Raw genomic sequence first — 23343 nt, forward strand, 5'->3', positions numbered from 1 at the left:
TATATGCTTAAAAAGAGGTAAAAACAATGCACAATCAGCTTACAAAGAAAGACATTGAGGACATGGAGGCGGAAATCGAGCACCGCAAAGCCGTTGTCAGAAAGGAACTCCTTGAGGATGTAAAGGAAGCAAGGGCTCAGGGAGATTTAAGTGAGAACTTTGAATACTACGCTGCCAAGAAGGCAAAGAACCAGAATGAGAGCAGAATCAGATTTCTGGAGAGAATGATAAAGACAGCAGAAATTATAGATGACTCCAGCGAGGAAGACGAGGTCGGAATGAACAAGACCGTCACAGTGCGCATGGCGGATGATGGTTCTGAAGCTACTTATAAGATTGTTACCACAATGAGAGGTAATGCACTTAAGGGACTTATAAGTATAGAATCTCCCCTTGGCAAACAGCTCATGGGACACAAGGTAGGAGACAAACTTACTATCGAAGTCAGCAGTGACTATAGCTACGATATAACCATTTTAAAAATTGAAAACACGGAACTCACAGAGGAAGATAAGCTTAGAGACTTTTAAGGAGGATGTACTATGGGACTTCATGTATTCCAACCCGTTGATCTGGACGAAATATTGGAAGGTGCCTTCCACTTTGGTGGTGATTCATGGGCTCTTCTCACAGCAGGTAATGAAGAAAAAGCCAATACAATGACTGTATCCTGGGGAGGAATTACACATGTCTGGGATAAGACCTGTGCGATTGTATATGTGCGTGAGAGCAGATATACCAAGGAATTCATTGATGCCCAGAAGAAATTCTCTTTGTCCTTCCTTCATCATGAAAAGTACAAGAGTGTAAGGAAATATCTTGGCTCGGTTTCAGGAAGAGATGAGGACAAGATCAGTAACGCCAAGCTTAATCTCAATTTTGATGATGGCATACCGTTTATAGACGAAGCAGATAATATTATTCTCTGCAAGGTTCTGTTCAAGCAGCAGATGAAGGAGGAAAACTTCGTAAGTGGCCGCTTGATAGCAGATTATTATGCAAAAGGAGATTATCACTATATTTATATAGCTGAGATCAAAAAGGTAATGATTCGATGAAACCTGCTAATTGTAGATCTTTTGAAGACATAGGAAAGTTTATTTTTCTCTCGGACGAGCCTGTAAAGGCGGATCTGATATTTATACCGGGAGCCCCCATAAAGCAGCTTGCAGAGCATGGGGCTTATCTCTGGAAGGAAGGATATGCACCTAAGATCCTTGTATCCGGAAAATACTACATGAAATACGAATCCCTGGAGGATGAGTTCAACAGATTCTCTGCCAGCACAGGAGATAGTCTCGGATGCGCTACAGAGGCAGAGTATCTGACGAAGCTCATGGTCATGCATGGGGTTGATGAGAAGGCTATCATTCAGGAGAAGGAATCGACCAACACCTTTGATAATGCGATTTTCTCAAAAAAAATAATAGAAGAGGAATTAAAGGACGAAAAGATTGAGCACATAATTCTGTGCTGTCAGGCGTTTCATGCAAGAAGAGCGCTGATGACTTTTCAATCTGAATTTAAAAATATAAAGATAACAGTTTGTCCGGTAGTTACAAGAAGTATCAGCATCGATACCTGGATGGACGATCTGAAAAGCTATAATTTAGTGCTTTCCGAGCTTAGGAAATGTGGCGAATATTTCATGGGTGACAAAATGTACGAGCTCAGATAGCATTTCACAATGCGCAGTTTTCATGAGGGGTTAATATGCGTGGTGAGAAGAAAGCGTCAAAGTGGACAATGCCTGTAACCATTGCTCTGCTTTTTGTTGTCCTGATTTTTGCGGTTAATACCATTCAGGACAGATTTATCTATAGCGATCGCGTAGTCCAGCTGACAACCTATTTTTCTCAGCTGGAGGCTGTCATTTCGACCAGATTCACAAGGTATTATAAATTACTGCGAAGCTGGTCGTATCATCTTGAGCACGAAGAATCTTCAGGGATAGGTGATTTCAATAATTATATTTCCACTGAAAAAAGAATATGGGATGTAGAGGAAGCATACTTAATTGATGAGAATGGAGCTTATATCAGTGTAAATGGAGATACTGGTCAGATAAGTGGGGGCGAAGAATTTTTTAGTAAGCTTCAGAAGGTAGGACAAAGGCAGGTAACTCATCTGCCGGGAAAAAATGATAACAGAATCGATGTTTTCATTCTTAGTATAAAGCCCGGAGAGCATGACGGGTTTAATTATTGTGCCATCGGACTGGGGCTTAATTCCATGCAGATGAAGAACAGGCTCACTCTGGACAGAGCGGAGATGAAAGGCTCGCAGAATTATCTTGTGGATAGAAGCGGAAAACTCATTGTGACTTCTGTAAAAGTATCCGAAGAAAAGGAAAATATTGTTGATTATATAAAGAAAAAGGGACATGTACTCTATGATCCTCTGGGTGAGGGCTTCGAATTTGAGATAGCAGAGAGAATGACGGGAGTTATAGTCATGGAAATAGAGGGCATAAAGTACTACATCACATATATGCCCTGTGAAATGCAGAACAGTATGCTGATCTGCCTTACCCCTGCAGAGAGTGTGGATGCGAGTATTGCCCATGTAAAGAAGATGAACAACATGCTACTTATCGTTGTTTTTTCAATAATTTTGGTAATTATCATTATGCTGATGCGGTACACTGCAATGCAGACAATGCTTGAGGTGGCTAATTCTGCCAATGATACAAAGACAAGATTCCTTGCAAATATGTCCCATGACTTCAGGACACCCATGAATGCCATGGCAGGGTATATCACACTGATGAAGGAAAATGCTGGTGATGCTAAAAAGGTGAGGGAATACGGAGAAAAGGCAGAGTACGCCCACAGAAATATGCTAAACATGATCAACTGTGTCCTTGATCTTAGCAAGATGGAGGAGGGCGGAGAGGAAATCATCCATGAGAGATTTTCTCTAAATGATCTTCTTAAGAATGTGAAGCAGGAAATAACGCCTCTCGCTGATGAAAAGTATCAGAAATTCACTGTCAGCAGAAGCGATGTAAAGGAGGATGCCCTGGTGGGTGATCCTCAGAAAATAGAGCTTATATTGAAGAACCTTCTGCAGAATGCAGTTTTATATACAGATGAAAACGGTGAGATTGCGCTGAAGGTCTACACCGAAAATGCTGATGAGATCAGTGACAGGATTCAGCTACGATTCGAGGTCTCCGATAATGGAATAGGCATAGGAAGCGAGTTCATTGATCAGATTTTTGAGCCCTTTAAGAGAGAGCAGAGACAGCGCTCCAGTAAGACTCAGAGTACAGGGCTTGGCCTTACCGTAGTTAAAAGGATGACGGATATGCTTGGAGGAACCATAGATGTGGAGAGTGAGGTCGGCTCCGGCACTGTATTTAAGCTGCGTCTTGGCTTTGATATCGCTGAAAAGACAGAGCTTGAAGAGATGAAAGAGCTTGAGGCAGTTTTGGAGGAGGGAAAAACAGAAGTAGAAGCTGCGGATCAGGGAAGTCCGTTTGAAGGGATGCGTTTTCTTGCAGCTGAAGATAATGAGCTCAATGCGGAAATACTGGTTGAAATATTGAAGCTTAAGGGAGCGGAGCTTGTTGATCTCACTGAGGATGGCGAGAAGGCAGTAGCCGCTTTTAAGGAAAAGGATAAAGGCTATTATGACATGATCCTCATGGATATTCAGATGCCTGTGATGGACGGATATGAAGCGGCCCATGCTATAAGGAGCCTTGCAAATGAAGGCCGGGAGGATGCTAAGACCATACCGATTATTGCCATGAGTGCAAATGCATTCAGGGATGATATAGAGAAAACCAGTGAATCCGGAATGGATGCACATTTGCCCAAGCCAATTGACATTAATCTTTTTGAGAGTACTGTCAGGGCGCTTAAAGGCAGGGAGCACGAAAAGCTATGAGAAATAAAAATGAGAGTGCTTTAGATAATCAGGACCGCTGTAAGGAATGGTTTTTTGATTATGTGGTAAAACAGAATAACCTGGTTGCTGCTTTTTTCTCAGCTAAGGATTTCAAGGTCGAATTTTTGACTGATAACGCTGAGGAAATTCTTGGTGTGCCCAGAGAAAAGCTTCTTGCGGATGTCAGGAATCTGATTCAGCTTGGTGTTCGTATAGATAAGGAAGTGCCGCCGTCAGAAGAATCAGTACAAAAGCTTTCGGTGGGCTCAAGAATGGAAGCTGAGGTTCTGAAGGTCAAAAATCCTGCGACAGGGGAAACCAAATATTTCAGGGGCAGCATCAGCCATACGGATATAAGTGGTAGTGACAGATTTCTTCTGGTATGGGCTGATATTACTGAGGAAGTAAAGAGAAACAAGCAGATGGAAGAAATGATAGAGGTCGCAAAGGCTGCCAATGCGGCAAAGACCACTTTCCTGGCTAATATGTCCCATGATTTCAGGACTCCTATGAATGCCATTACCAATTTCAACCTTTTGATTGCAAAGAATTCCGATAATCCTCAGAAGGTAAGAGACTATACACATAAGATTGGACTTGCATGTCAGAATCTGTTATCGCTCCTTAATGACGTTCTCGATATGAGTAAGATAGAGAGCGGAAAGGCGGATATAAATCACGAGGAATTTGCGTTAGGACTTCTTCTTGAGGAAGTAAATTCCATAATCGCTTTTCAGGCAAAGGCAAAGCAGATAGACTATCAGGTTAATTCCGGCGGAATGCGGCAGGATATGTTTATCGGAGATAAAAAGAGAATTAATGAAGTCCTGGTAAATATTCTGGGAAATGCAATAAAATATACGCCTAATGGAGGTAAGGTAGAGTTCTCCATCAGTGAGGAGAGAAACGGAAACAGCGATTACTGGGATGTTCATTTCGCTGTAAAGGATAACGGAATCGGTATGAGCGAAGAATTCCAGCAAAAGCTCTTCGATGCCTTCTCAAGAGAGGTCAGGGAAGAGACCAACGGAATTCAGGGAACCGGTCTTGGAATGGCCATTACCAAGAGTCTTGTGCAGATGATGGGTGGAACGATATCAGTGGAATCCAAGGAGGGAGAGGGATCAACCTTCTATATTACCTTAAGGCTCCAGGGAGTTAAGCAGGATTCAGGTGATTTCTGGACTAACCACGGTATCCACAGAATGCTTATAATTGATGATAACATGGATGAGTGTGAAAAAATCCAGACTGCTCTTAGAGATACAAATATGGAGGTATTCTTCTGCACTAGTGGTTACAGGGCGATCAGACTGATCGAGGCCGGAGAGGAAGAAAACAGAGGGTTTGAAGTTATAGTACTGGGAATGCAGATACGAAGCATCAGCTGCTTTGAGCTGGCAGGCTATCTTAATGACAAGGCCCTTGTGCCCAAGCCTATTCTGATCCTGCTTACGGATGACTGGGAGGAAGTAGCGACAGAGGCCAGAGCTGTGGGAATTTACGACTTTTTGCAGACACCGTTTTTCCTGTCTACCTTCCAGCAGCTCATGGAGGATATACTAAGCAGAACCAGTACGTTGACTGACGAGAAGCGCGACAGGCTCCTTGAGGGAATGAGGTTTCTTGCAGCTGAGGATAATGATATTAATGCAGATATACTCACAGAGCTGATGGATATGGAGGGGGCTGTGGTTGAGAGGGCTTCCAACGGACAGGAAGCTGTGGATATGTTTGAAAAGGCGGAGCCCGGATACTATGACATGATCCTCATGGATATTCATATGCCTATAAAAAATGGTTATCAGGCAGCCGCTGCCATAAGGAATCTTGATAAGACGGATGCCGCGGAGATACCGATTATAGCTATGACTGCAAATGCTTATGCCGACGATGTGCAGAGAGCGATTGACTCCGGAATGAACGCTCATGTGCCGAAACCGATAGATATGAAGGTTGTGGAGTCAACAATTATGTCACTTAAGAGAAATAATCAGTCGACATAAATAGGTAGAGATGTTAAAATTACACTATTGTGATCGTAATAAATTAAGATAGTGGAGCAGGATGTAAAAATGAAAAAAGCAGTAATCATTGGCGCAGGTCCGGCAGGACTTACGGCAGCATACGAATTATTGGATAAATCTGAAGATATCGAAGTCGTTGTGCTTGAAGAGACTGAGAAATTCGGTGGTATTTCCAGAACTGTCGAATACAACGGAAACCGTATGGATATGGGTGGACACAGATTCTTCTCCAAGGTTCCCGAGGTAAACGAATGGTGGGACAAGATGTTACCCAGACAGGGAAAGCCGTCCTATGATGACATAGTGCTGAAGCGCCCCTCATCTCTGGCTAAGGAAGGTCCTGATCCGGAGATGGTTGACAGGGTAATGCTTAGAAGAAACCGTATTTCACGTATTTTCTTCAACGGTAGATTCTTTGATTATCCGATAACACTTAAGGTTGAGACCTTTACAAATATGGGACTGGGAACAACTATTGTTGCCGGCTTTTCATATATAAAGGCAATGCTCTTTAAGCGCAAGGAGAATTCTCTTGAGGACTTCTACGTAAATCGTTTCGGTAAGAAGCTTTACTCAATGTTCTTCGAGCACTACACAGCTAACCTTTGGGGCAGGCATCCTTCAGAGATCGATCCCAGCTGGGGAGCTCAGCGAGTTAAGGGTGTATCCATTATGGCGGTACTTGCCAACGCTTTTAAGAAAAAGAGCGGTAAGACAGGTGGAAAGGTTGAGACATCCCTTATCGAGGAGTTCAGCTATCCTAAGCTTGGTCCCGGACAGCTCTGGGATGTAACCGCAGAGGAGATAAGGAAAAAGGGCGGTACCATCATCACAGGTGCCAAGGTTGTTAAGATAAACAAGGACGGAGATCACCTCACAGGCGTTACCTATGTGAAGGACGGAGAGAATGTTACAGTAGAAGGTGACTATATCATCAGTTCAATGCCTATTAAGGATCTTGTGGCAGGTATGAACGATGTTCCTGCAGATCCCGCAAGAATTGCAGCAGGTCTTCCTTACAGAGATTATATGACTCTGGGTGTTCTTATTCCTCACCTTAACCTTGTGAATAAGACTGATGTTAAGACTATTGGTAATATCGTTCCCGATAACTGGGTATATGTACATGACCGTACAGTATCCATGGGACGTTTCCAGATTTACAACAACTGGTCTCCTTACCTTGTAAAGGATATCGACAATACTGTATGGATGGGTCTTGAGTACTTCTGTAATGAAGGCGATTCCATGTGGAGTATGACCGATGACGAGTTTGCCAAGATGGCAATCAAGGAGATGGTAACAATCAATCTCATCGACGAGGAGAGCGATGTGCTGGATTATCATGTAGAGCGTGTTAAGAAGGCATACCCTGCATACTTCGATACCTATGATGAGATAGATACACTGGTTGATTATCTCAATACTATTGACAATCTCTTCTGCGTAGGAAGAAATGGTCAGCACAGATACAACAACATTGATCACTCAATGTGCACATCATTTGAGACTGTTAAAAATATTCTTAGCGGTACACGCGACAGAAGCAACATATGGAGTGTAAACACCGAGAAGGAATATCACGAATCCACGGAGGAGAAGAGTCCTGAGGATGAAGAGATAGAAATCGATTGAATTTATACGGGCGCCAATTAATGTATTGGCGTCCGTTTTTAAAAAATGTAGTGTTTAAGGAGGAAGATATAATGATCAACTTCAAAAAGATTACTGATGAAACTTACTGGATTGGTGGAAGCGACAGAAGGCTGTCAAGATTTGAGAACATTTTCCCATTGGAGCATGGCGTTTCTTATAACAGCTATGTTATCGAGGATGAGAAAACTGCTCTTTTTGACACAGCAGATATTTCCATATCCGACCAGTTTCTTGAGAACCTGAAGGGTGTTCTTGGTGATAAGAAGTTGGATTACCTGGTAATAAATCACATGGAACCCGATCATTGTTCACAGATTGCTACTGTAGTAGCACTTTATCCGGATGTGACACTTGTAGGTAATGCAAAGACATTTACCTTCCTTTCACAGTTTTTCCCGGAGCTTAATGATCAGAATAAGGTTACTGTATGTGAAGGTGATAAGCTCGAGCTTGGTAAACACACACTTACATTTGTGATGGCACCCATGGTTCACTGGCCTGAGGCTATGTTTACATTTGATGAGACCACAGGTACACTGTTCAGTGCGGATGCATTTGGAACCTTTGGCGCAATCGATGCCGGAATATTTGCAGACGAATATGATTTTGAGAAAACTTTTCTTGATGAAGCAAGAAGATATTATGCTAATATTGTAGGAAAATATGGCATGCAGGTGCAGGCTGTTCTTAAAAAGGCAGCAGGTCTTGATATAAAGGTGCTTTGCCCTCTTCACGGACCTGTCTGGAGAGAGAACATCGGATGGTTTATCGATAAATACCAGAAGTGGAGCACCTACACACCTGAGGATGATGATATCCTTGTGATCTATGGAAGTCTTTACGGACATACAGAGAGCGCAGCGCAGAAGGCAGCAGCCCTCATCAGGGAAAAGAGCGGCAAGAAGGTATGTGTATATGATGTTTCACAGACTCATGCATCGTACCTTACTTCAGAGGTTTGGCGTTGTGGTAAGATCGTACTGTTCTGCCCTACCTACAATAATGGAATCTATATTCCAATGGAGGATTTCCTTTCTGACTGCGTAGCACTTACAGTTCAGAACAGAACCTTTGCACTTGCTCAGAACGGAACATGGGCACCTGCTTCAGGTAAGCTGATGACTGAAAAGCTTCAGTGCCTTAAAAATGTGACAATAGTAGATCCCGTTCTGACAATTAAGAGCGCACTTCATGAGACAGATGAGCAGGAGCTTCTTGCTTTTGTAAATGCTGTCGTTGAAGCATAAAAAATAATATTATAAAGTCCTTTACGTATACAGCTCAAAAAGAGCTGATGCAAGGAGGCAAGGAGGAGTAATGAAAGAATTTTTGAAACGAAAGAATATCGTAATCTCCGGTAAGAGATACGGTATTGAAGCACTGTCCGCAATGGCGCAGGGATTGTTTGCGTCGCTCCTTATAGGAACGATTCTCAACACAATCGGCACACAGGCTGGAATCGCCTGGTTATCAGAGATCGGAAAGTATGCTTCATCCATGAGCGGAGCAGCCATGGCAGTAGCAATAGGCTACGCTCTTCAGGCACCACCGCTGGTTCTTTTTTCACTCGTAACCGTAGGATACGCAGCTAATGCTCTTGGAAGCACAACCTTATCAGGTGGAGCAGGAGCAGGTGGCCCTCTTGCTGTTCTTTTCATAGCTATAATTGCAGCAGAGTTTGGTAAAGCAGTATCCAAGGAGACAAAGGTAGATATCCTTGTAACACCTATTGTTACTATTCTTGTGGGCGTTGGTCTTGCAAGTCTCATCGCACCTGCAATCGGAACTGCAGCTTCTTCAGTTGGAAGCGTAGTAATGTGGGCGACAGAGCAGCAGCCGTTCCTGATGGGAATAGTTGTTTCAGTGGTAGTGGGAATTGCTCTTACACTTCCTATCTCTTCAGCAGCAATATGTGCAGCCCTTGGTCTTACAGGTCTTGCAGGCGGAGCAGCAGTAGCCGGATGCTGTGCGCAGATGGTTGGATTTGCCTGCATGTCATTTAAGGAGAACAAGTGGGGCGGCCTTATTTCACAGGGTATCGGTACTTCAATGCTTCAGATGGGTAACATCGTTAAGAATCCCAAGATCTGGATTGCACCTATTCTTACAAGTGCAATAACAGGACCTATTGCTACATGTGTATTCAGACTTCAGATGAATGATCCTGCAAGTGCTGTCGCATCAGGTATGGGAACCTGCGGACTCGTTGGTCAGATCGGTGTTTATGCAGGCTGGGTTAACGACGTTGCAACAGGTGCCAAGGCAGGCATCACATCCTTTGATTGGATCGGACTTGTTCTTATTTGTTTCATTCTTCCCGCTGTTCTTACAACAGTATTTGGAATGGTTTTCCGTAAGATTGGCTGGATTAAGGAAGGCGACCTTAAGCTTTCATAAGATATTGACGTTTTCATAGTCGCATCATTTTGATAAAAATAGCATGTTTTTTGTATAAAAAGAGGTACCGGGAGTATTAGAATTAGTGACTACAGTGAAGTAATTCCTGTAAGCATCTAAGGAGGATATAAGAGTATGAAGCAATTTCCGGGATTTTCACACGGAATTAATCTTGGTGGATGGCTCTCTCAGTGTGACCATACTAAAGAGCGCTATGATAATTTTATCAAGGAAAGTGATATTGAAACTATAAAGTCATGGGGACTTGACCACATCAGAGTTCCCGTTGATTATGATCTTGTTGAGGAGAAGGACGGAACCTATAAGGAGGACGGCTTTACATATATCCAGAAGGCTATTGTCTGGGCTAAAAAGTATGACCTGAACATGGTTCTCGACCTTCATAAGACCTATGGATACAGCTTCGACAGTGGAGAGCAGGAAGCAGGATTTTTCGAAAATGAAAAATACCAGGAACGCTTCTATAAGCTTTGGGAGGAATTCTCCAAGCGCTTTGGTGAGTATGAAGACATGCTTGCCTTCGAAATCCTTAACGAGGTAACAAAGAAGGAATACTGTGATGCTTGGAACCGTATCTCTACAGAGTGCATCAAGAGAATCAGGGTTTATGCACCTACTATCAGGATTCTTCTTGGCGGATATTATAACAACAGTATTGTGGCGCTGAAGGACCTGTGCGCACCTTATGATGAGAACGTTGTTTACAATTTCCACTGCTATGAGCCCCTTGTATTTACACACCAGGGAGCAGCTTGGATTGACACTATGGATGTGAATTTCCGTATGCCTTTCGACTCAACATATCGTCAGTATGATGATAATGCTTTTGCTCAGCTTGGCAACAGACCTGAAGAAATGAAGGTTGGTGATCCCGATAAGAAGCTCGGAATTGAGTATTTTGAGCAGTACATGGAGGAAGCCGTAAGAGTTGCCGAGGAGAGAAATGTAGCACTTTACTGTGGAGAGTATGGAGTTATCGAAAAGGCAACTCCTGAGGATGCTCTTAAGTGGTACACGGCAATCGGAACATGCTTTAATAAGTACAACATCGGTCGTGCGGCATGGAGCTACAAAGAGATGGACTTTGGTCTTTCTGATGCTCGCATGGATGGCGTAAGAAAAGATATACTTGAGATGATGTAATAAATAATAAAGACTAGATGTACCTGAATGTGCATCTAGTCTTTTTATATTTTGGAATTAGGCGTTTATATAGTGATGCGCCTGTGCATTCCACATTTCGGAATATTTTCCGGGGATGCCGACCAGTTCATCGTGAGTGCCCTCCTGAACTATCCTTCCCTTATCCATAACGATGACTCTGTCGCAGAACTTGCAGGAATAGAGTCTGTGGCTTATGAATATGGTGGTTTTACCTTCAGAGATTTCATTCATCCTGGTGAATATTTCATATTCGGCCTTAGGGTCAAGAGCAGCTGTGGGTTCATCAAGTATGAAAAGTGGTGAATCCTTGTAGATACCTCGGGCTATGGCTATCTTTTGAGCTTCGCCGCCTGAGAGATCTGTGCCGTCTTCGTCGTAATCTTTGAAAAGTGGCTGATCTAATTTGTTGTCGAAGGCTTCAATTCTCTTTCTCATTCCAACTTTTTCAAGTGCATTCCAAACCTTATTTTTATCATAGAGCGCTCCCGCAGCAATGTTATTGCCTAAAGGAAGTGAGAGAAGGCTGAAATCCTGGAAAACAACGGATACAGGCTCATCACCTATGGTTATGCTGCCTTCTGCGATATCATACAGGCCGCAGATCAGCTTAACGAGAGTGGTTTTTCCTGAACCATTCGCACCTACAATGGCTATTTTCTCGCCGTTTTTTATGGAGAGGGAAATATCTCTTAGGGCGTAGGCTTTGGTACCCGGATATTTGAAGGACAGATTGTTTACACTGACTTCACCCTTGGGGAATTCGGGAGTGGTCTTTTCAGAAGAACTTTCTTCATCCATAGAGACGTAATCGAAGTATCTGATAAGGTGCTCGTTGTTGTTTCTAAGGTCTGTAAATGTCATTGCAAAATCAGTGAGTGCCTTTATCAGCATGGTTACAGCCGCATAGATGAGAAGGACGTTTCCGATGCCAATACTTCCATGCATGGCCTTTGCTCCGATCAGGATGTAAACAACACCGCCTGTAATCGCGCTAAGGAGTAAGAGAACTCCGTTTCCTCTGCTGGAAGCATCCTTTTCACGCTTATCACCTTCTGCAAAAGGAATGTAGCATTTATCCAGGACTTCATTAAGGATGAGATCCTTTTGGGAGTAGAGACGAACATCCTTGGCTGATTTATCATCCGACAGGTATTCAAGCTTGTAGTAGTTTGAATAGCGGTTGTACTTTGCGCCGTTTAGGAAAACATCAAAGGAGACATCAAATATCTTTGAGGTCATTTTGCATGAAACGGCTGCAGATACAGCTATTACGACAATGAGAATGAGATACCCCCATAGAGAGTCTGCTATTCCCAAAGGGGAAGGAGCTGCGTTTATAGGTGTTCTTTTTATACCAAAGCCTGATACAAGAATGGTAATGCTTATCATTCCGGAAATGATGGCATTAAATATCGAGCCGCAATCCCAGTAGAGGCTTCCCATTCCGGCACCGGAGCAGTCGATGCTTCCTGATACTTCATCTCTTAGGGCTCTGACCTTCTCGTTTTCAAGAAGAGAGTATTTCATGGCGTTTGCCTTTTCATTTAGCCTTATCTCGTGGGCAGGAAATAGCTGATTATAGCCCACGGATATCTTCTTGTATAACAGGGCGGCAATTATTGTGAGAACAAGAATAAGAACCAGGGAGGTTCCTGTACGTGTCATAAGCATGGTGACGCGTTTGCTGCCGCTAAGCTCGCTGATAATGGCTGATGTCATGTAAATTCCAATATATGGAATTGTCATGGTTATAAGTGAGTGGATGAAAAGGAGCTTCAACTGACCGGGAAGAAAGGTTCCGAACTCTGTCATTCCGCGCCTTATTAGCTTTATGTCTTCTGATAATGTTCTTCCATTTTTATTCATACGGCTTTTGCATCTCACCGCCTGAAAGCTCTGTTCCATTTTCGGAAATGTGCTTGATAAGGGGAGTCTCGATTCCCATATCAAGAGAGGAGATTTTTCTATCAAGGCCGACAAGGGATATTATTCGGTTTAGTTTGCTATCGTCGGCCTCTTCATCGTTCATGGTTATGTTACGCTCTATGCTCACAGGAAGGAGAGCAGAATCCTGGAAAACAGCTGATACGTTATCAGCGAAGGATTTTGCGGATATGGTATCTGTACCCACTCCGTTTATCAGGATTTCTCCTGCCTTAGGGCGAAGAAGTCCGCATATAAGCTTTATGAGCGTAGTCTTTCCTGCTCCGTTTGCGCCTACTATGGCAATCTTTTCCCCGGGCTTTACCTTAAGGGAGATGCCAGTAAGAACCGGTGTCTTATCATTGTATGAAAAGGACACGTTCCTAAGCTCAATGGAGGGAGCAGAGGTCAGTTTAATATCTTTTCCTGAAGAATTATCCTGATCAGGAAGGGCAAGGAATTTCCTAAAATCAGTCACGTTGTTGTCTGCTTCTCTGAAGGCTCCGATGCCTGATGTTATCTGGGACAGCCATTCTCCAAGTCCGTTTACGGCAGCAGCATATAATGCGAAATTACCGATGGTGATACGGCCTTGCAGAGTAAGGCTTATAAGTATCAGGTAAACGATGCCGTCTCTTAGGAAAACAAGGATGCTGTTGATAATAAGTACGCTAAGCTGATAGTCCTGCATCTTTTCATCGATGTGCTTCGTATCGAGTCTTGCCAGAGTTGTCATTTCAGTAATCCATTCCTTCATGGAATAGAGACGAATGTCCTTTGCGATGCTAAGGCCTCTTGTGTTGTAGGCAAAATAGTTCATTTTACGGTCTGCTTTTGCAAGATCATCCTTTAGGAGCTGCTTTTTCTTCTCGGCACGCAGAGTTAAGGACAGGTTTATGGAATAAGTCACGAGGAGTGCAATGAGCACAATAGGGTGAACTGACACCAGTAAACACGCGTAAATAGCAAAGCCAATAAAGCTGATGGCAAGGTCTAAAAGCCGCGGGATGTAGGTTCCGATTCCCCATCTTGTGGTTCCTTCAAGCATAAGTCTTGCTTTACTTGAGGACTGTTTTCCCTCTTCCGAGGTGAAGACCTCATAGTCCATGGTGGATGCCTTTTCAGCCCATAGGCGGTTTAGCCTTACAAGTACGAAGGAATTCATGCTGTGCTCCATGGTGTTCTTGGTAAGGAGCGCAGCAATTGAAGTTACTGCCATTGCAGCAGTTATAATAAGGATCCGTAAAAGGAAGGCATATTCAGTGCTGTGGCTTTCGATTGAATCAATTACCAGCTTGGGGATGAAAATTGTGACGAGAGATTGCAGTATTTTTGATGGAATAAGAAGAACTGCAAATAGAAATCCTATCCTGTCAAAGGAAATGCATTCCCTGCAATAAAAGTACATATTATCTAGAATGGTATATCTGTTTCTGTTCATTAGATATTTGTCCTCCGAAAAATAGTTTTAGGACGGATGATGTATAAAAAAATCCGCCTGCGCTGCGCAGACGGATATTAATTCATAATCATATAGTGATTTTCTGATATAAAAAGAAAAAGCACGATATGCCATAGAATGATATGATCCAAAAATTTAGAAGAAATCGCTTCTAAATTGCGCAACACAAATAAACCCGGTAGGGGCTTTATTTATAGGGTGGATCAAATTCATCTAATACGCATAACGAGCATTTAATATACCTCTCAAAACAAAATTTCTTTAATTATAATTACACGTTAGCGGTTTATAGTCAACAGTCAGTTTTTATTAATGTCCTTTTTCGTGTTAAAATAATTAATGTAAATGCACACTTATTTCGCGAAAAGGGGGTAGCTATGGTTGGAGTTGCATTGATTGTACTTGGAATAGTATTTCTTTTTGTGGGCTTATATCATTTTTTGATTAAGGCACCCAGATCAAGAGCACAGTTCGAACGAAGAACAGCAAAAACAGATGGAACGATATCAGATGTGATAGTTAAGGAGCATAAGACAAAGAGAAAAAATGGTGTCGGATATCATGTAAGCCATACTTACAAAATAACATGCACGTATAAAGTAAGCGGCATGGAATATACCCTAAAGAATATTCCTGCAGCCTTACAGCCGGCTGTCGGCGATCAGCTGGCTATATCATATAATCCTGACGATCCGCAGGACGCTCACGTTGACCAGTACACAGCAGATCCTGATACCAATAGAAAGGCAGGTTTGGGTATTATGGGGGCTGCGGTGATTATGTGTATCTTGGGATTTTTCCTTAAGTGAATACGAAAGAATTCTATAGTTTTATATAAAAAAGAAGGAAGAAGATAGAAGAAATATATAAGGCGGTGTGATTAAAACTCACACCGCCTTATATATATTTGAAATATTAAAATCTTGCAGCGGTAGTGATGATTTCATCAACAGCATCTGAAACCTCCTTTACACGTTCCATTTTATTACATCTGTGTTGATTCTCTGTAAATAAGATCAGTCTCTGTATAGGTTATCCTGTAATTGAGATCAGGCTGCTCAATCCTTGAGATTACAAGGTTGGCAGCTGAATAACCGATTATCTGGCTGTGTATGTGGCTGGTTGAGAGAGAAGGAGACATGATCTTGGACTCGGGAGAGTCATCAAAACCAAACAGCTTAATATCCCTTGGGCATTCAATTCCCATCTTTTTAAGACCATCTATGAGATCAACCGCAACAAAGTCATTAGCACAGATGAACATCTCCGGCATTTCCTTCATCTCTTTAAGTGCGCTGTAGAGATATTCTCTATAGTTGGAATCATGAGGATGCACCTCAGAGAGGCAGTAGGCATCATTAAAGGAGAGGTTATTAATATATATTGCCTCTCTAAAGGCCATGAAGCGCTCATAGAAAGAGCGACAGTGTGTAACCTGTCCTACAAAACCAAATTTGGTGATGCCTTTTTTGCTCATGTCATTGATTACGGTATAGATGCTGCTGAAGTTGTCCATAAGCAGAATATCAGCATTTAATGGCTTCCAATAGCTGGCTACAGGGGCATCTATCATAAGCACGGGAATCTTGAGTGTGCAGAGCATCTCACAGTAAGCGTGATCAAACATCTCAATACATATGATAGCCTTGGTGTTTTCCGGTCTGAAGGAGAGCGGAAGAGATAAAGCTTCTATATTATTAGAATCAACTCTGTGCATCGTAAGGCTGTAACCTAATAGTGATATCTCGTGCTGGAACTTATCAAGCATGGTTGATGCAAAGTGCGAATTATTAAGGAATCTTCCTGCAAAGAGTGCTATCTCTCCTGCGGCCTTGGATTTTGTAATTGTCGGATTTTTGATATCAGATATGGAATTGGCGTAGGAAAACTGCTTATATCCCATTTCAATGGCCTTTTCTAAGACTTTCTGTCTTGTGGCCTCTGCCAATACGCCTGTATTATTTATAGCTTTGGACACAGTATTTCTGGATACTCCAAGAGCATCTGCTATATCCTGCAGTGTAACTTTTCCTGACATGATATTCTCCGTTTTCTTCTATATAAATAATGAAATAATTATTGATGTTGTTGTTCCCTCGATATATGTGACACAGGCTATTGCGAAAAAGATTTTGTTTTACATGTGTCACAATCAACATTATAAAATGTAACATCAAAAGTGTCAAACGTAAAAATATATTGTGCAAATGTAAAATTAAACTATTGACACCTCTATTGGTGCGTGATATATTTTACATACGCAAGAACAATGTTACAAATGTAAAACATCGCGGAGGGGTGTTTATGAACACAAATGTAAAAGGGAACAATTTTCATAACACGATTGTATATATAAAGCAGCATTGGCAGCTTTACGTGTTCTTCTTAGGACCGGCACTACTTCTTACAATCGTCTTCAGGTATCTTCCTATGGGAGGAATTCTGATCGCATTCCAAAAGTACAACCCGTTTAAAGGAATACTTGGAAGCGAATGGGTAGGTCTTAAATATTTCCAACAGTTTTTATCGTCACCGGACTTTATGCAGTATCTCATAAATACATTGAAGCTTAGTGTATTTGGTCTTCTCTGGGGGTTCCCAATGCCGATTATCTTAGCACTCCTTCTTAACAGAGTAGCGAGCAGCAAGATCAAGCAGAAGATACAGCTTGTACTGTACATGCCGAACTTCATTTCAGTCATCGTACTTTGCGGTATGGTCAGAATCCTTCTTTCAGTTACAGGACCGCTTAACATGATGCTTGGAACGAACATCAACTTCCTTACAATTCCGGAAGCGTTCAGACCGATCTACATCGTCAGCGGAATCTGGCAGGGAGCCGGTTGGGCATCAATTATGTACACAGCAGCTCTTTCCAATGCAAGTAAGGAGCTTAAGGAAGCAGCACAGATTGATGGAGCTAACATCTGGCAACAGATCAAGGCAGTTGAGTGGCCGGCCATCAAGGATATGGTAGTTATCCAGTTCATTCTTCAGGCAGGTAACATCATGAGTATCGGTTTTGAAAAAGCTTATGCACTTCAGTCTGACATGAACCTTGCATCATCCGAGATCATAGCTACTTATGTATACAAGAAGGGTCTTTTGAATGGTGACTACAGTTATTCAACAGCAGTAGGACTTTTTAATACAATTGTAAACGTAATACTTCTCATTGCGGTTAACAAGATAGTTGAGAAGCTTAACGATGGACAGGGATTATAAGGGGAAAAAGAAAATGATTAAGACACTAAATAAAAAGAGCGAGTTCGCAAGAGCTTCTCTTGGAGATAAAATATTCCTTCTTGTGGGATATATCATTCTTGCAGCTTTCGTGCTGGCTATAATCGGACCTGTGGTTTATATCATCGTTGCTTCATTTATGGATCCGATAACACTTCAGAATAAAGGTATTGTTTTTGATTTCAGTAAGTGGACACTGACAGCTTATGAGAGAGTTATGACCAACTCACAGATATGGACGGGATTTTTCAATGCGATTCTTTATTCCGTACTGTTTGCAGTTATTTCAGTATTTATAACTCTTTTGTGTGCTTATCCTATGTCAAGAGATGATTTTAAGGGAAAATCAATCTTCAACACGATTTTCATCATAACAATGTTCTTCGGAGGCGGACTTATCCCTACATACTTACTTATAAGTAATATGGGACTTTTAGACAGCATGTGGGCTGTAATTCTTCCGGGATCATTTAGTGTTTGGAACATGATCATAGCAAGAACCTATTATAAGGGCGTTCCCGGCGAGCTTAGAGAGGCAGCTGATGTGGATGGTGCTAATGAGCTTACATTCTTCTTTAGAATACTGCTTCCTGTATGTACACCACTTATCGCAGTGCTTATCCTCTGGCAGTTCGTAGGAATGTGGAACAGCTATTTCGATGCAATGATCTATCTGAATTCAGCAAGTAAGCAGCCTTTGCAGCTCGTTCTTAGAGCAATCCTTATTCAGAATGAGCCTGATCCGGGTATGATCGCAGATATGCAGAGTACTGCACAAAGAGCACAGCTTGCAGAGCTTTTGAAATATGCAACTATCATCATTTCAAGCTTGCCTTTGATAGTTATGTATCCGTTCTTCCAGAAGTATTTTGATTCGGGAATTATGGTAGGTTCAGTTAAAGGCTAACGTTAACTCACCTGTTATACAGGTTTGAATAGTTTCTAATGAAAAGGAGAGGACAATGAAAAAGAAAACAACAAAGTTACTGTCTACAGCGCTTGTCATTGCTATGTCAGCAAGTGCGCTCACAGGTTGTGGCAAGGGGACTTCAACTGGCAGTGGTGCAGCTAAGGTAGATGCTGAGAACATCACTTTCCCTCTTGAAGAGAAGGTTACTATCACAGGTACAATCAGCTATCCTTCAGGAACAGAGGCTGAGCCTAACAACAGAACAATCTTCAAGAGACTTGAAGAGGAGACCAATGTACATGTAGATTGGACAGCTATTTCAAACGATCAGTGGGGAGACAAGATTCAGCTGACAATGGCTAACAAGGACATGCTTACAGATTTCATATTCAATGCAGGATTCAGTAACTCTGATCTTATCAGATATGCAGACCAGGGCGTTATTCTTCCTGTTGAAGAATATATTGACAAAAACATGCCTAATCTTAAGGCTGTATTCGATAAGTATCCTGAATACCGCACAATGTGTGAGGATTCAGAGGGCCATATCTGGGCTCTTCCCTGGATCGAGCAGCTTGGTTCCAACAAGACAGCTATCCAGACAGTAGGTAACAACTTTACTTACATCAACAAGAAGTGGCTTGATTTCCTTGGACTTGAGAAGCCTACAACAGTAGACGAGTTCGAAGAAGTACTTAAGGCATTCAAGGATCACGCTTCAGAGCTTCAGGCAGAGTTTGGCATCGAGGGTGATATCATCCCTATGTCATGCATCATGAACGATCAGGATCCCAGCCTTCTTATCAACGGTTTTGGTGAAGGTTATGGTGATAACGATATAGGACAGCACATCGCTGTAACAGATGACAAGAAGGTTATCTGCACAGCTACTCAGGACGGTTTCAAGTCAGGTATGCAGTGGCTTCATAAGCTCTATGATGAGGGACTTATCGATCCCGAGTGCTTCACACAGGATTGGTCAACATACGTTGCTAAGGGAAAATCTCACAGATATGGCGTATGCTTCACATGGGACGTTGCTAACATCGACAACCTTGAGGACTATGAGCCTCTTGCAGCTCTTCAGGCTGATACCAAGAACGTAACACCTATGAACGGTTCATTCACATCAGGTTTTGACCGCGGCAGATGCGTAGTTACAGCTAAGTGCGACAACCCTGCATTTGTATGTGCATGGCTTGATCGTATGTATGATCCCTTCCAGTCACCTCAGAACAACTGGGGAACCTATGGTGAAGATGATGAGTTCGATATCTTCGAGCTTGGCGAAAACGATAAGGGTGAGAAGATGCTCAAGCACGCGCCTCTTGGCGATGCTTCACCTGTAGAAGTTCGTGAGGCTGAGGCAGTTGGCGGACCTCTTGCAATCCTTGATGAGTACTATGGTGTATATGTAACATGCCCTGATGATGCTCAGTATCGTCTTGACTGGATCAAGGAATACTACACAGATGATATGCACGGCGAGTATGTATATCCTAACGTATTCATGACAGCTGATGACACAGAGAAGCTTACAACAATCCAGACTGATCTTATCAGCTTCATCAACTCCAGCAGAAGTAACTTCGTTATGAACGGCCTTACAGATGCAGATTGGGATGAGTACATCAAGCAGGTTAATGCTTATGGTCTTGAGGATTACCTTGCAATCTATCAGAAGTACCTTGATGAGTTCTACAAGTAATACACATTGTTACATCTTATGGGATTAGCTTGATAAGCGAAAGGTGAGGGAGGAGTTATCTCCTCCCTCTTTTATAAGAGATGAAAAAAAGAACAATAGCTTTATTTGGTATTATGTTATGTTTATTAACCGGATGCGCTGATAAAAAGGGCGAGCAATGCCTTTTCCCAAGAGCAGAGGACAGCTACGTTGGGGATGTAATGGCTCTTTCAACTGATAAAGGCGTATATCTGAATTATTTATATGAAACTGATCACAATGGCGTAGGTTATCACCCGCTTCATCAGTTTTTTACCAAGGATTTTACTACATATGAAGATAAGGGAGAGGTTCTGAAATTCGCAGAGGATTCTGAAGTTCAGGATCTTGCTATAGGAACGGGTTCCTTTATCAGGGATGACAGTGGGAAATATCACTGTTTTTACACAGGTCATAATGACTATTATGACACCTACGGACTTGATAAAGAGTGCTTAATGCACGCAACAAGTAAAGACAACAAAAAATATGAGAAGAATTATGATGAAATAATTCATGCTCCTAATGGCTACAGTACCAATGATTTCCGTGATCCTCAGGTTATTAAGATGGATGACGGCTATATCATGCTGGTTGGCGCCAGAAAAGAAGCAGAAGATGAAAGTGCGATCATATATTATGAATCGCAGGATTTAGAGAACTGGACTTTTAAGGGTGATTTTTATACAAGCAAAGAACTTTATTTTATGGAATGTCCGGATGTGTTCAAGCTTGGAGATAAATACTATCTCGTCTTTAGCTGGAACAATGTAGTTTACTACAGAACAGCGTCTGATTTTTTCGGACCCTGGGAGAAACCGGAGATTGACACATTTGACGGCAATGGCTTCTATGCAGCAAAAACATGTGAGTACGAAGGCAAAAGATATCTGATCGGCTTTCTTGATCGCAAAAAGAGAGAAAGCGATGGCCTCATGTACACATGGGCAGGAAGCGTACTGGTATATGAGCTTAGACAATTGCAGGATGGCACACTGGGGGTGTGCATGCCTGAGAAATATAATGAGTATTTTAATAAGGAGATACTATCTGAGGCAGCTGCAGATAGTTCACTTGATTTGGGAGATGTACCCGATACCTGTCATTTAAGCTATAAACTTACGATGCAGGCAGATGGAATATGCGATCTCGTATTTTCCAATACTGAAAAGGGAGAAGAGTACAAGATCTCTGTAAATAATAAAGAGGACAACATTTCATACAATGCTTTTCCCAATTATCAGGCTATGAAGCTGGAGGAAGGCAGACAATATCAGGTTGATGTTGTAGTTGAAAAAGACATAGTGGTTATCTATGTAGACGGGCAAAAGGCACTGTCAAACCGCATTTATTCAGCAGTTGGAGCTACCTGGAAGCTGAATATGGAAAATGCAGACGCAAGTGATATAAAGATTTATGGTAAATGAGGAATATTATGAGTGATAAGTTAAATAAAGCAAGAGAATATGAAGTAAAAAAGGAAGCCAAGATACCTGAGGAGCAGCGCCCCCTCTTTCATTTAACACCCAGATGCGGCTGGATGAACGATCCTAACGGCTTTAGCATCTATAAGGGAAAATATCATATGTTTTACCAGTATTATCCCTATGAGACAGTATGGGGACCTATGCACTGGGGACATGCAGAAAGTACTGATCTTATCAGCTGGAAATACCTTCCCTGTGCAATGGCGCCCGATGGAAAATATGACGGGTTTGGATGCTTCTCAGGAAGCGCCATTGAGATGGATGACGGCAAACAGCTCCTTGTCTATACCGGCGTAAGAAAAGAAGAGGATGAAAACGGAGAAACCCACGAGTATCAGACACAGTGCGTTGCTATAGGTGATGGTGTTGACTATGAAAAATATGCAGGTAATCCTGTAATTGACGCGGATACACTTCCTGAAGGCGCAGGCAAATATGATTTCAGAGATCCCAAGGTCTGGAAGGAAAACGGCAAGTATTACATGGTTGTAGGTAATAAAACTGTGGATAAGGACGGCCAGATCCTTCAATATGTAAGTGAAGACGGCATCCACTGGACCTATGATAAGCTGGTTATTAAAAATAACCACAGATTCGGCGTAATGTGGGAGTGTCCTGACTATTTCCCTCTTGATGGTAAGCAGCTTCTTCTCACAAGTCCTCAGGATATGCTTCCGGAGGAGCTTGAGTTCCACAACGGAAATGGTACACTTTGCGTAATCGGAAGCCTTGATTCTGAAGGTAACTTCAATGAGGAAAACTGCCAGGCCATAGATTACGGTATCGATTTTTATGCTCCTCAGACAGTTCTTACAGCAGACGGCAGAAGAGTGATGATAGGCTGGATGCAGAACTGGGATACATGCGGAATCAGGCGCGATGACTTCCCATGGTTTGGACAGATGAGCTTCCCCAGAGAGATAAGCCTTCATAACAACAAGCTTGTTCAGAAGCCTATAAGAGAGATAGAGAACTACTACGGAAAGAGAATAAGCAGACAGAATGTGCTTATATCAGATAGTGCATCTCTGTCAAGTATAGAGGGCAGATGCATAGATATGGCAGTAAGAGTCAGATCTACAAGCGATGACCTCTCCTATAAGAGATTTGAAATTCGTTTTGCTGATAATGGTAAGGCATATTCTACTATCGAATATGATCCTGTTGACAATATTGTCAAGATAGACAGAAAGCACTCAGGAAGCCGCAGAGCCATCGTTCATCAGAGACGTTGCAGAGTAGCCAACAATAAAGGCGAGATCATTTTAAGGCTCGTTCTTGACAGATACAGCATGGAGCTTTTCATAAATGATGGAGAGCAGGTTATGTCCATGGTGATCCTTACAGATGTCAGAGCTGAAGGTATCAGTTTTAAGGCAGTTGGAGAACTTCTTATGGATGTTACTATGTATGAGCTTGAGAGGAAATAACTT

18 protein-coding genes are annotated in these 23343 nt (G+C 42.3%); 15 read left to right on the forward strand and 3 right to left on the reverse strand.

The features are described from left to right. The first annotated feature begins 26 nt into the window (after positions 1-26). The 9 genes from greA to G601_RS0100160 all read left to right on the forward strand — a co-directional run bounded on the left by greA (position 27) and on the right by G601_RS0100160 (position 11138). On the forward strand, positions 27-530 hold the full coding sequence (gene greA, locus G601_RS0100120) for a transcription elongation factor GreA (protein WP_026664086.1): 504 nt from the start codon (positions 27-29) through the stop codon (positions 528-530). Between the two features lie 12 nt (positions 531-542). After that, on the forward strand, positions 543-1058 hold the full coding sequence (locus G601_RS0100125) for a flavin reductase (RefSeq protein WP_026664087.1): 516 nt from the start codon (positions 543-545) through the stop codon (positions 1056-1058). Beyond that, positions 1055-1678 carry a YdcF family protein gene (locus G601_RS0100130; RefSeq protein WP_026492285.1) on the forward strand — a complete coding sequence of 208 codons (624 nt, stop codon included), beginning with the start codon at positions 1055-1057 and terminating at the stop codon, positions 1676-1678. The genes G601_RS0100125 and G601_RS0100130 overlap by 4 nt, the downstream gene beginning before the upstream one ends. A 35-nt stretch (positions 1679-1713) precedes the next feature. After that, a complete protein-coding gene (locus G601_RS24550; protein ID WP_051205405.1) occupies positions 1714-3894 on the forward strand; it encodes a hybrid sensor histidine kinase/response regulator in 2181 nt (726 codons plus the stop codon). Continuing rightward, entirely contained in the window at positions 3891-5900 is a 2010-nt protein-coding gene (locus G601_RS21320) for a response regulator (RefSeq protein WP_051205407.1), read from the forward strand. The genes G601_RS24550 and G601_RS21320 overlap by 4 nt, the downstream gene beginning before the upstream one ends. Positions 5901-5969: 69 nt before the next feature. Beyond that, on the forward strand, positions 5970-7556 hold the full coding sequence (locus G601_RS0100145; protein WP_026664088.1) for an NAD(P)/FAD-dependent oxidoreductase: 1587 nt from the start codon (positions 5970-5972) through the stop codon (positions 7554-7556). Positions 7557-7627: 71 nt separating this feature from the next. After that, entirely contained in the window at positions 7628-8824 is a 1197-nt protein-coding gene (locus G601_RS0100150) for an FprA family A-type flavoprotein (protein ID WP_026664089.1), read from the forward strand. A gap of 70 nt (positions 8825-8894) precedes the next feature. Next, a complete protein-coding gene (locus tag G601_RS0100155; RefSeq protein ID WP_026492282.1) occupies positions 8895-9974 on the forward strand; it encodes a PTS transporter subunit IIC in 1080 nt (359 codons plus the stop codon). 135 nt (positions 9975-10109) lie between these two features. Beyond that, positions 10110-11138 carry a glycoside hydrolase family 5 protein gene (locus tag G601_RS0100160; protein ID WP_026492281.1) on the forward strand — a complete coding sequence of 343 codons (1029 nt, stop codon included), beginning with the start codon at positions 10110-10112 and terminating at the stop codon, positions 11136-11138. A gap of 57 nt (positions 11139-11195) precedes the next feature. Here the strand turns inward: G601_RS0100160 and G601_RS24555 are convergent, their stop codons facing one another. Together G601_RS24555 and G601_RS0100170 are read right to left on the reverse strand one after the other, a co-directional pair. Then, on the reverse strand, positions 11196-13025 hold the full coding sequence (locus G601_RS24555) for an ABC transporter ATP-binding protein (protein ID WP_051205409.1): 1830 nt from the start codon (positions 13023-13025) through the stop codon (positions 11196-11198). Continuing rightward, the gene (locus G601_RS0100170) at positions 13018-14523 is read right to left on the reverse strand and encodes an ATP-binding cassette domain-containing protein (RefSeq protein ID WP_026664090.1); all 1506 of its coding nucleotides are present in this window, start codon (positions 14521-14523) and stop codon (positions 13018-13020) included. Before G601_RS0100170 ends, G601_RS24555 begins: the two co-directional genes overlap by 8 nt. Before the next feature lie 398 nt (positions 14524-14921). Between G601_RS0100170 and G601_RS0100175 the strand changes: the two genes are divergently transcribed. Then, positions 14922-15353 carry a DUF3592 domain-containing protein gene (locus tag G601_RS0100175; RefSeq protein WP_026664091.1) on the forward strand — a complete coding sequence of 144 codons (432 nt, stop codon included), beginning with the start codon at positions 14922-14924 and terminating at the stop codon, positions 15351-15353. A gap of 176 nt (positions 15354-15529) precedes the next feature. On the opposite strand, the gene G601_RS0100180 is transcribed toward G601_RS0100175, so the two are convergent. Further along, positions 15530-16582: a LacI family DNA-binding transcriptional regulator gene (locus G601_RS0100180; protein WP_026664092.1), complete on the reverse strand. Its 1053-nt coding sequence runs from the start codon at positions 16580-16582 to the stop codon at positions 15530-15532. Positions 16583-16848: 266 nt separating this feature from the next. On the opposite strand from G601_RS0100180, the gene G601_RS0100185 reads away from it, so the two are divergent. The 5 genes from G601_RS0100185 to G601_RS0100205 all read left to right on the forward strand — a co-directional run bounded on the left by G601_RS0100185 (position 16849) and on the right by G601_RS0100205 (position 23340). Further along, complete coding sequence (locus tag G601_RS0100185; RefSeq protein ID WP_026492276.1) at positions 16849-17769, forward strand: ABC transporter permease; 921 nt, start codon at positions 16849-16851, stop codon at positions 17767-17769. A gap of 13 nt (positions 17770-17782) precedes the next feature. Next, entirely contained in the window at positions 17783-18694 is a 912-nt protein-coding gene (locus G601_RS0100190; protein ID WP_026492275.1) for a carbohydrate ABC transporter permease, read from the forward strand. Positions 18695-18749: 55 nt separating this feature from the next. After that, complete coding sequence (locus G601_RS0100195; RefSeq protein ID WP_026492274.1) at positions 18750-20405, forward strand: ABC transporter substrate-binding protein; 1656 nt, start codon at positions 18750-18752, stop codon at positions 20403-20405. A gap of 113 nt (positions 20406-20518) precedes the next feature. Then, positions 20519-21850 carry a family 43 glycosylhydrolase gene (locus G601_RS0100200; protein WP_196808779.1) on the forward strand — a complete coding sequence of 444 codons (1332 nt, stop codon included), beginning with the start codon at positions 20519-20521 and terminating at the stop codon, positions 21848-21850. 8 nt (positions 21851-21858) lie between these two features. Next, positions 21859-23340 carry a glycoside hydrolase family 32 protein gene (locus G601_RS0100205; protein WP_196808780.1) on the forward strand — a complete coding sequence of 494 codons (1482 nt, stop codon included), beginning with the start codon at positions 21859-21861 and terminating at the stop codon, positions 23338-23340. The last annotated feature ends 3 nt before the right edge of the window (positions 23341-23343 follow it).

It is taken from the genome of Butyrivibrio sp. FC2001 (genome assembly GCF_000424125.1).
Lineage (GTDB): Bacteria > Bacillota > Clostridia > Lachnospirales > Lachnospiraceae > Butyrivibrio.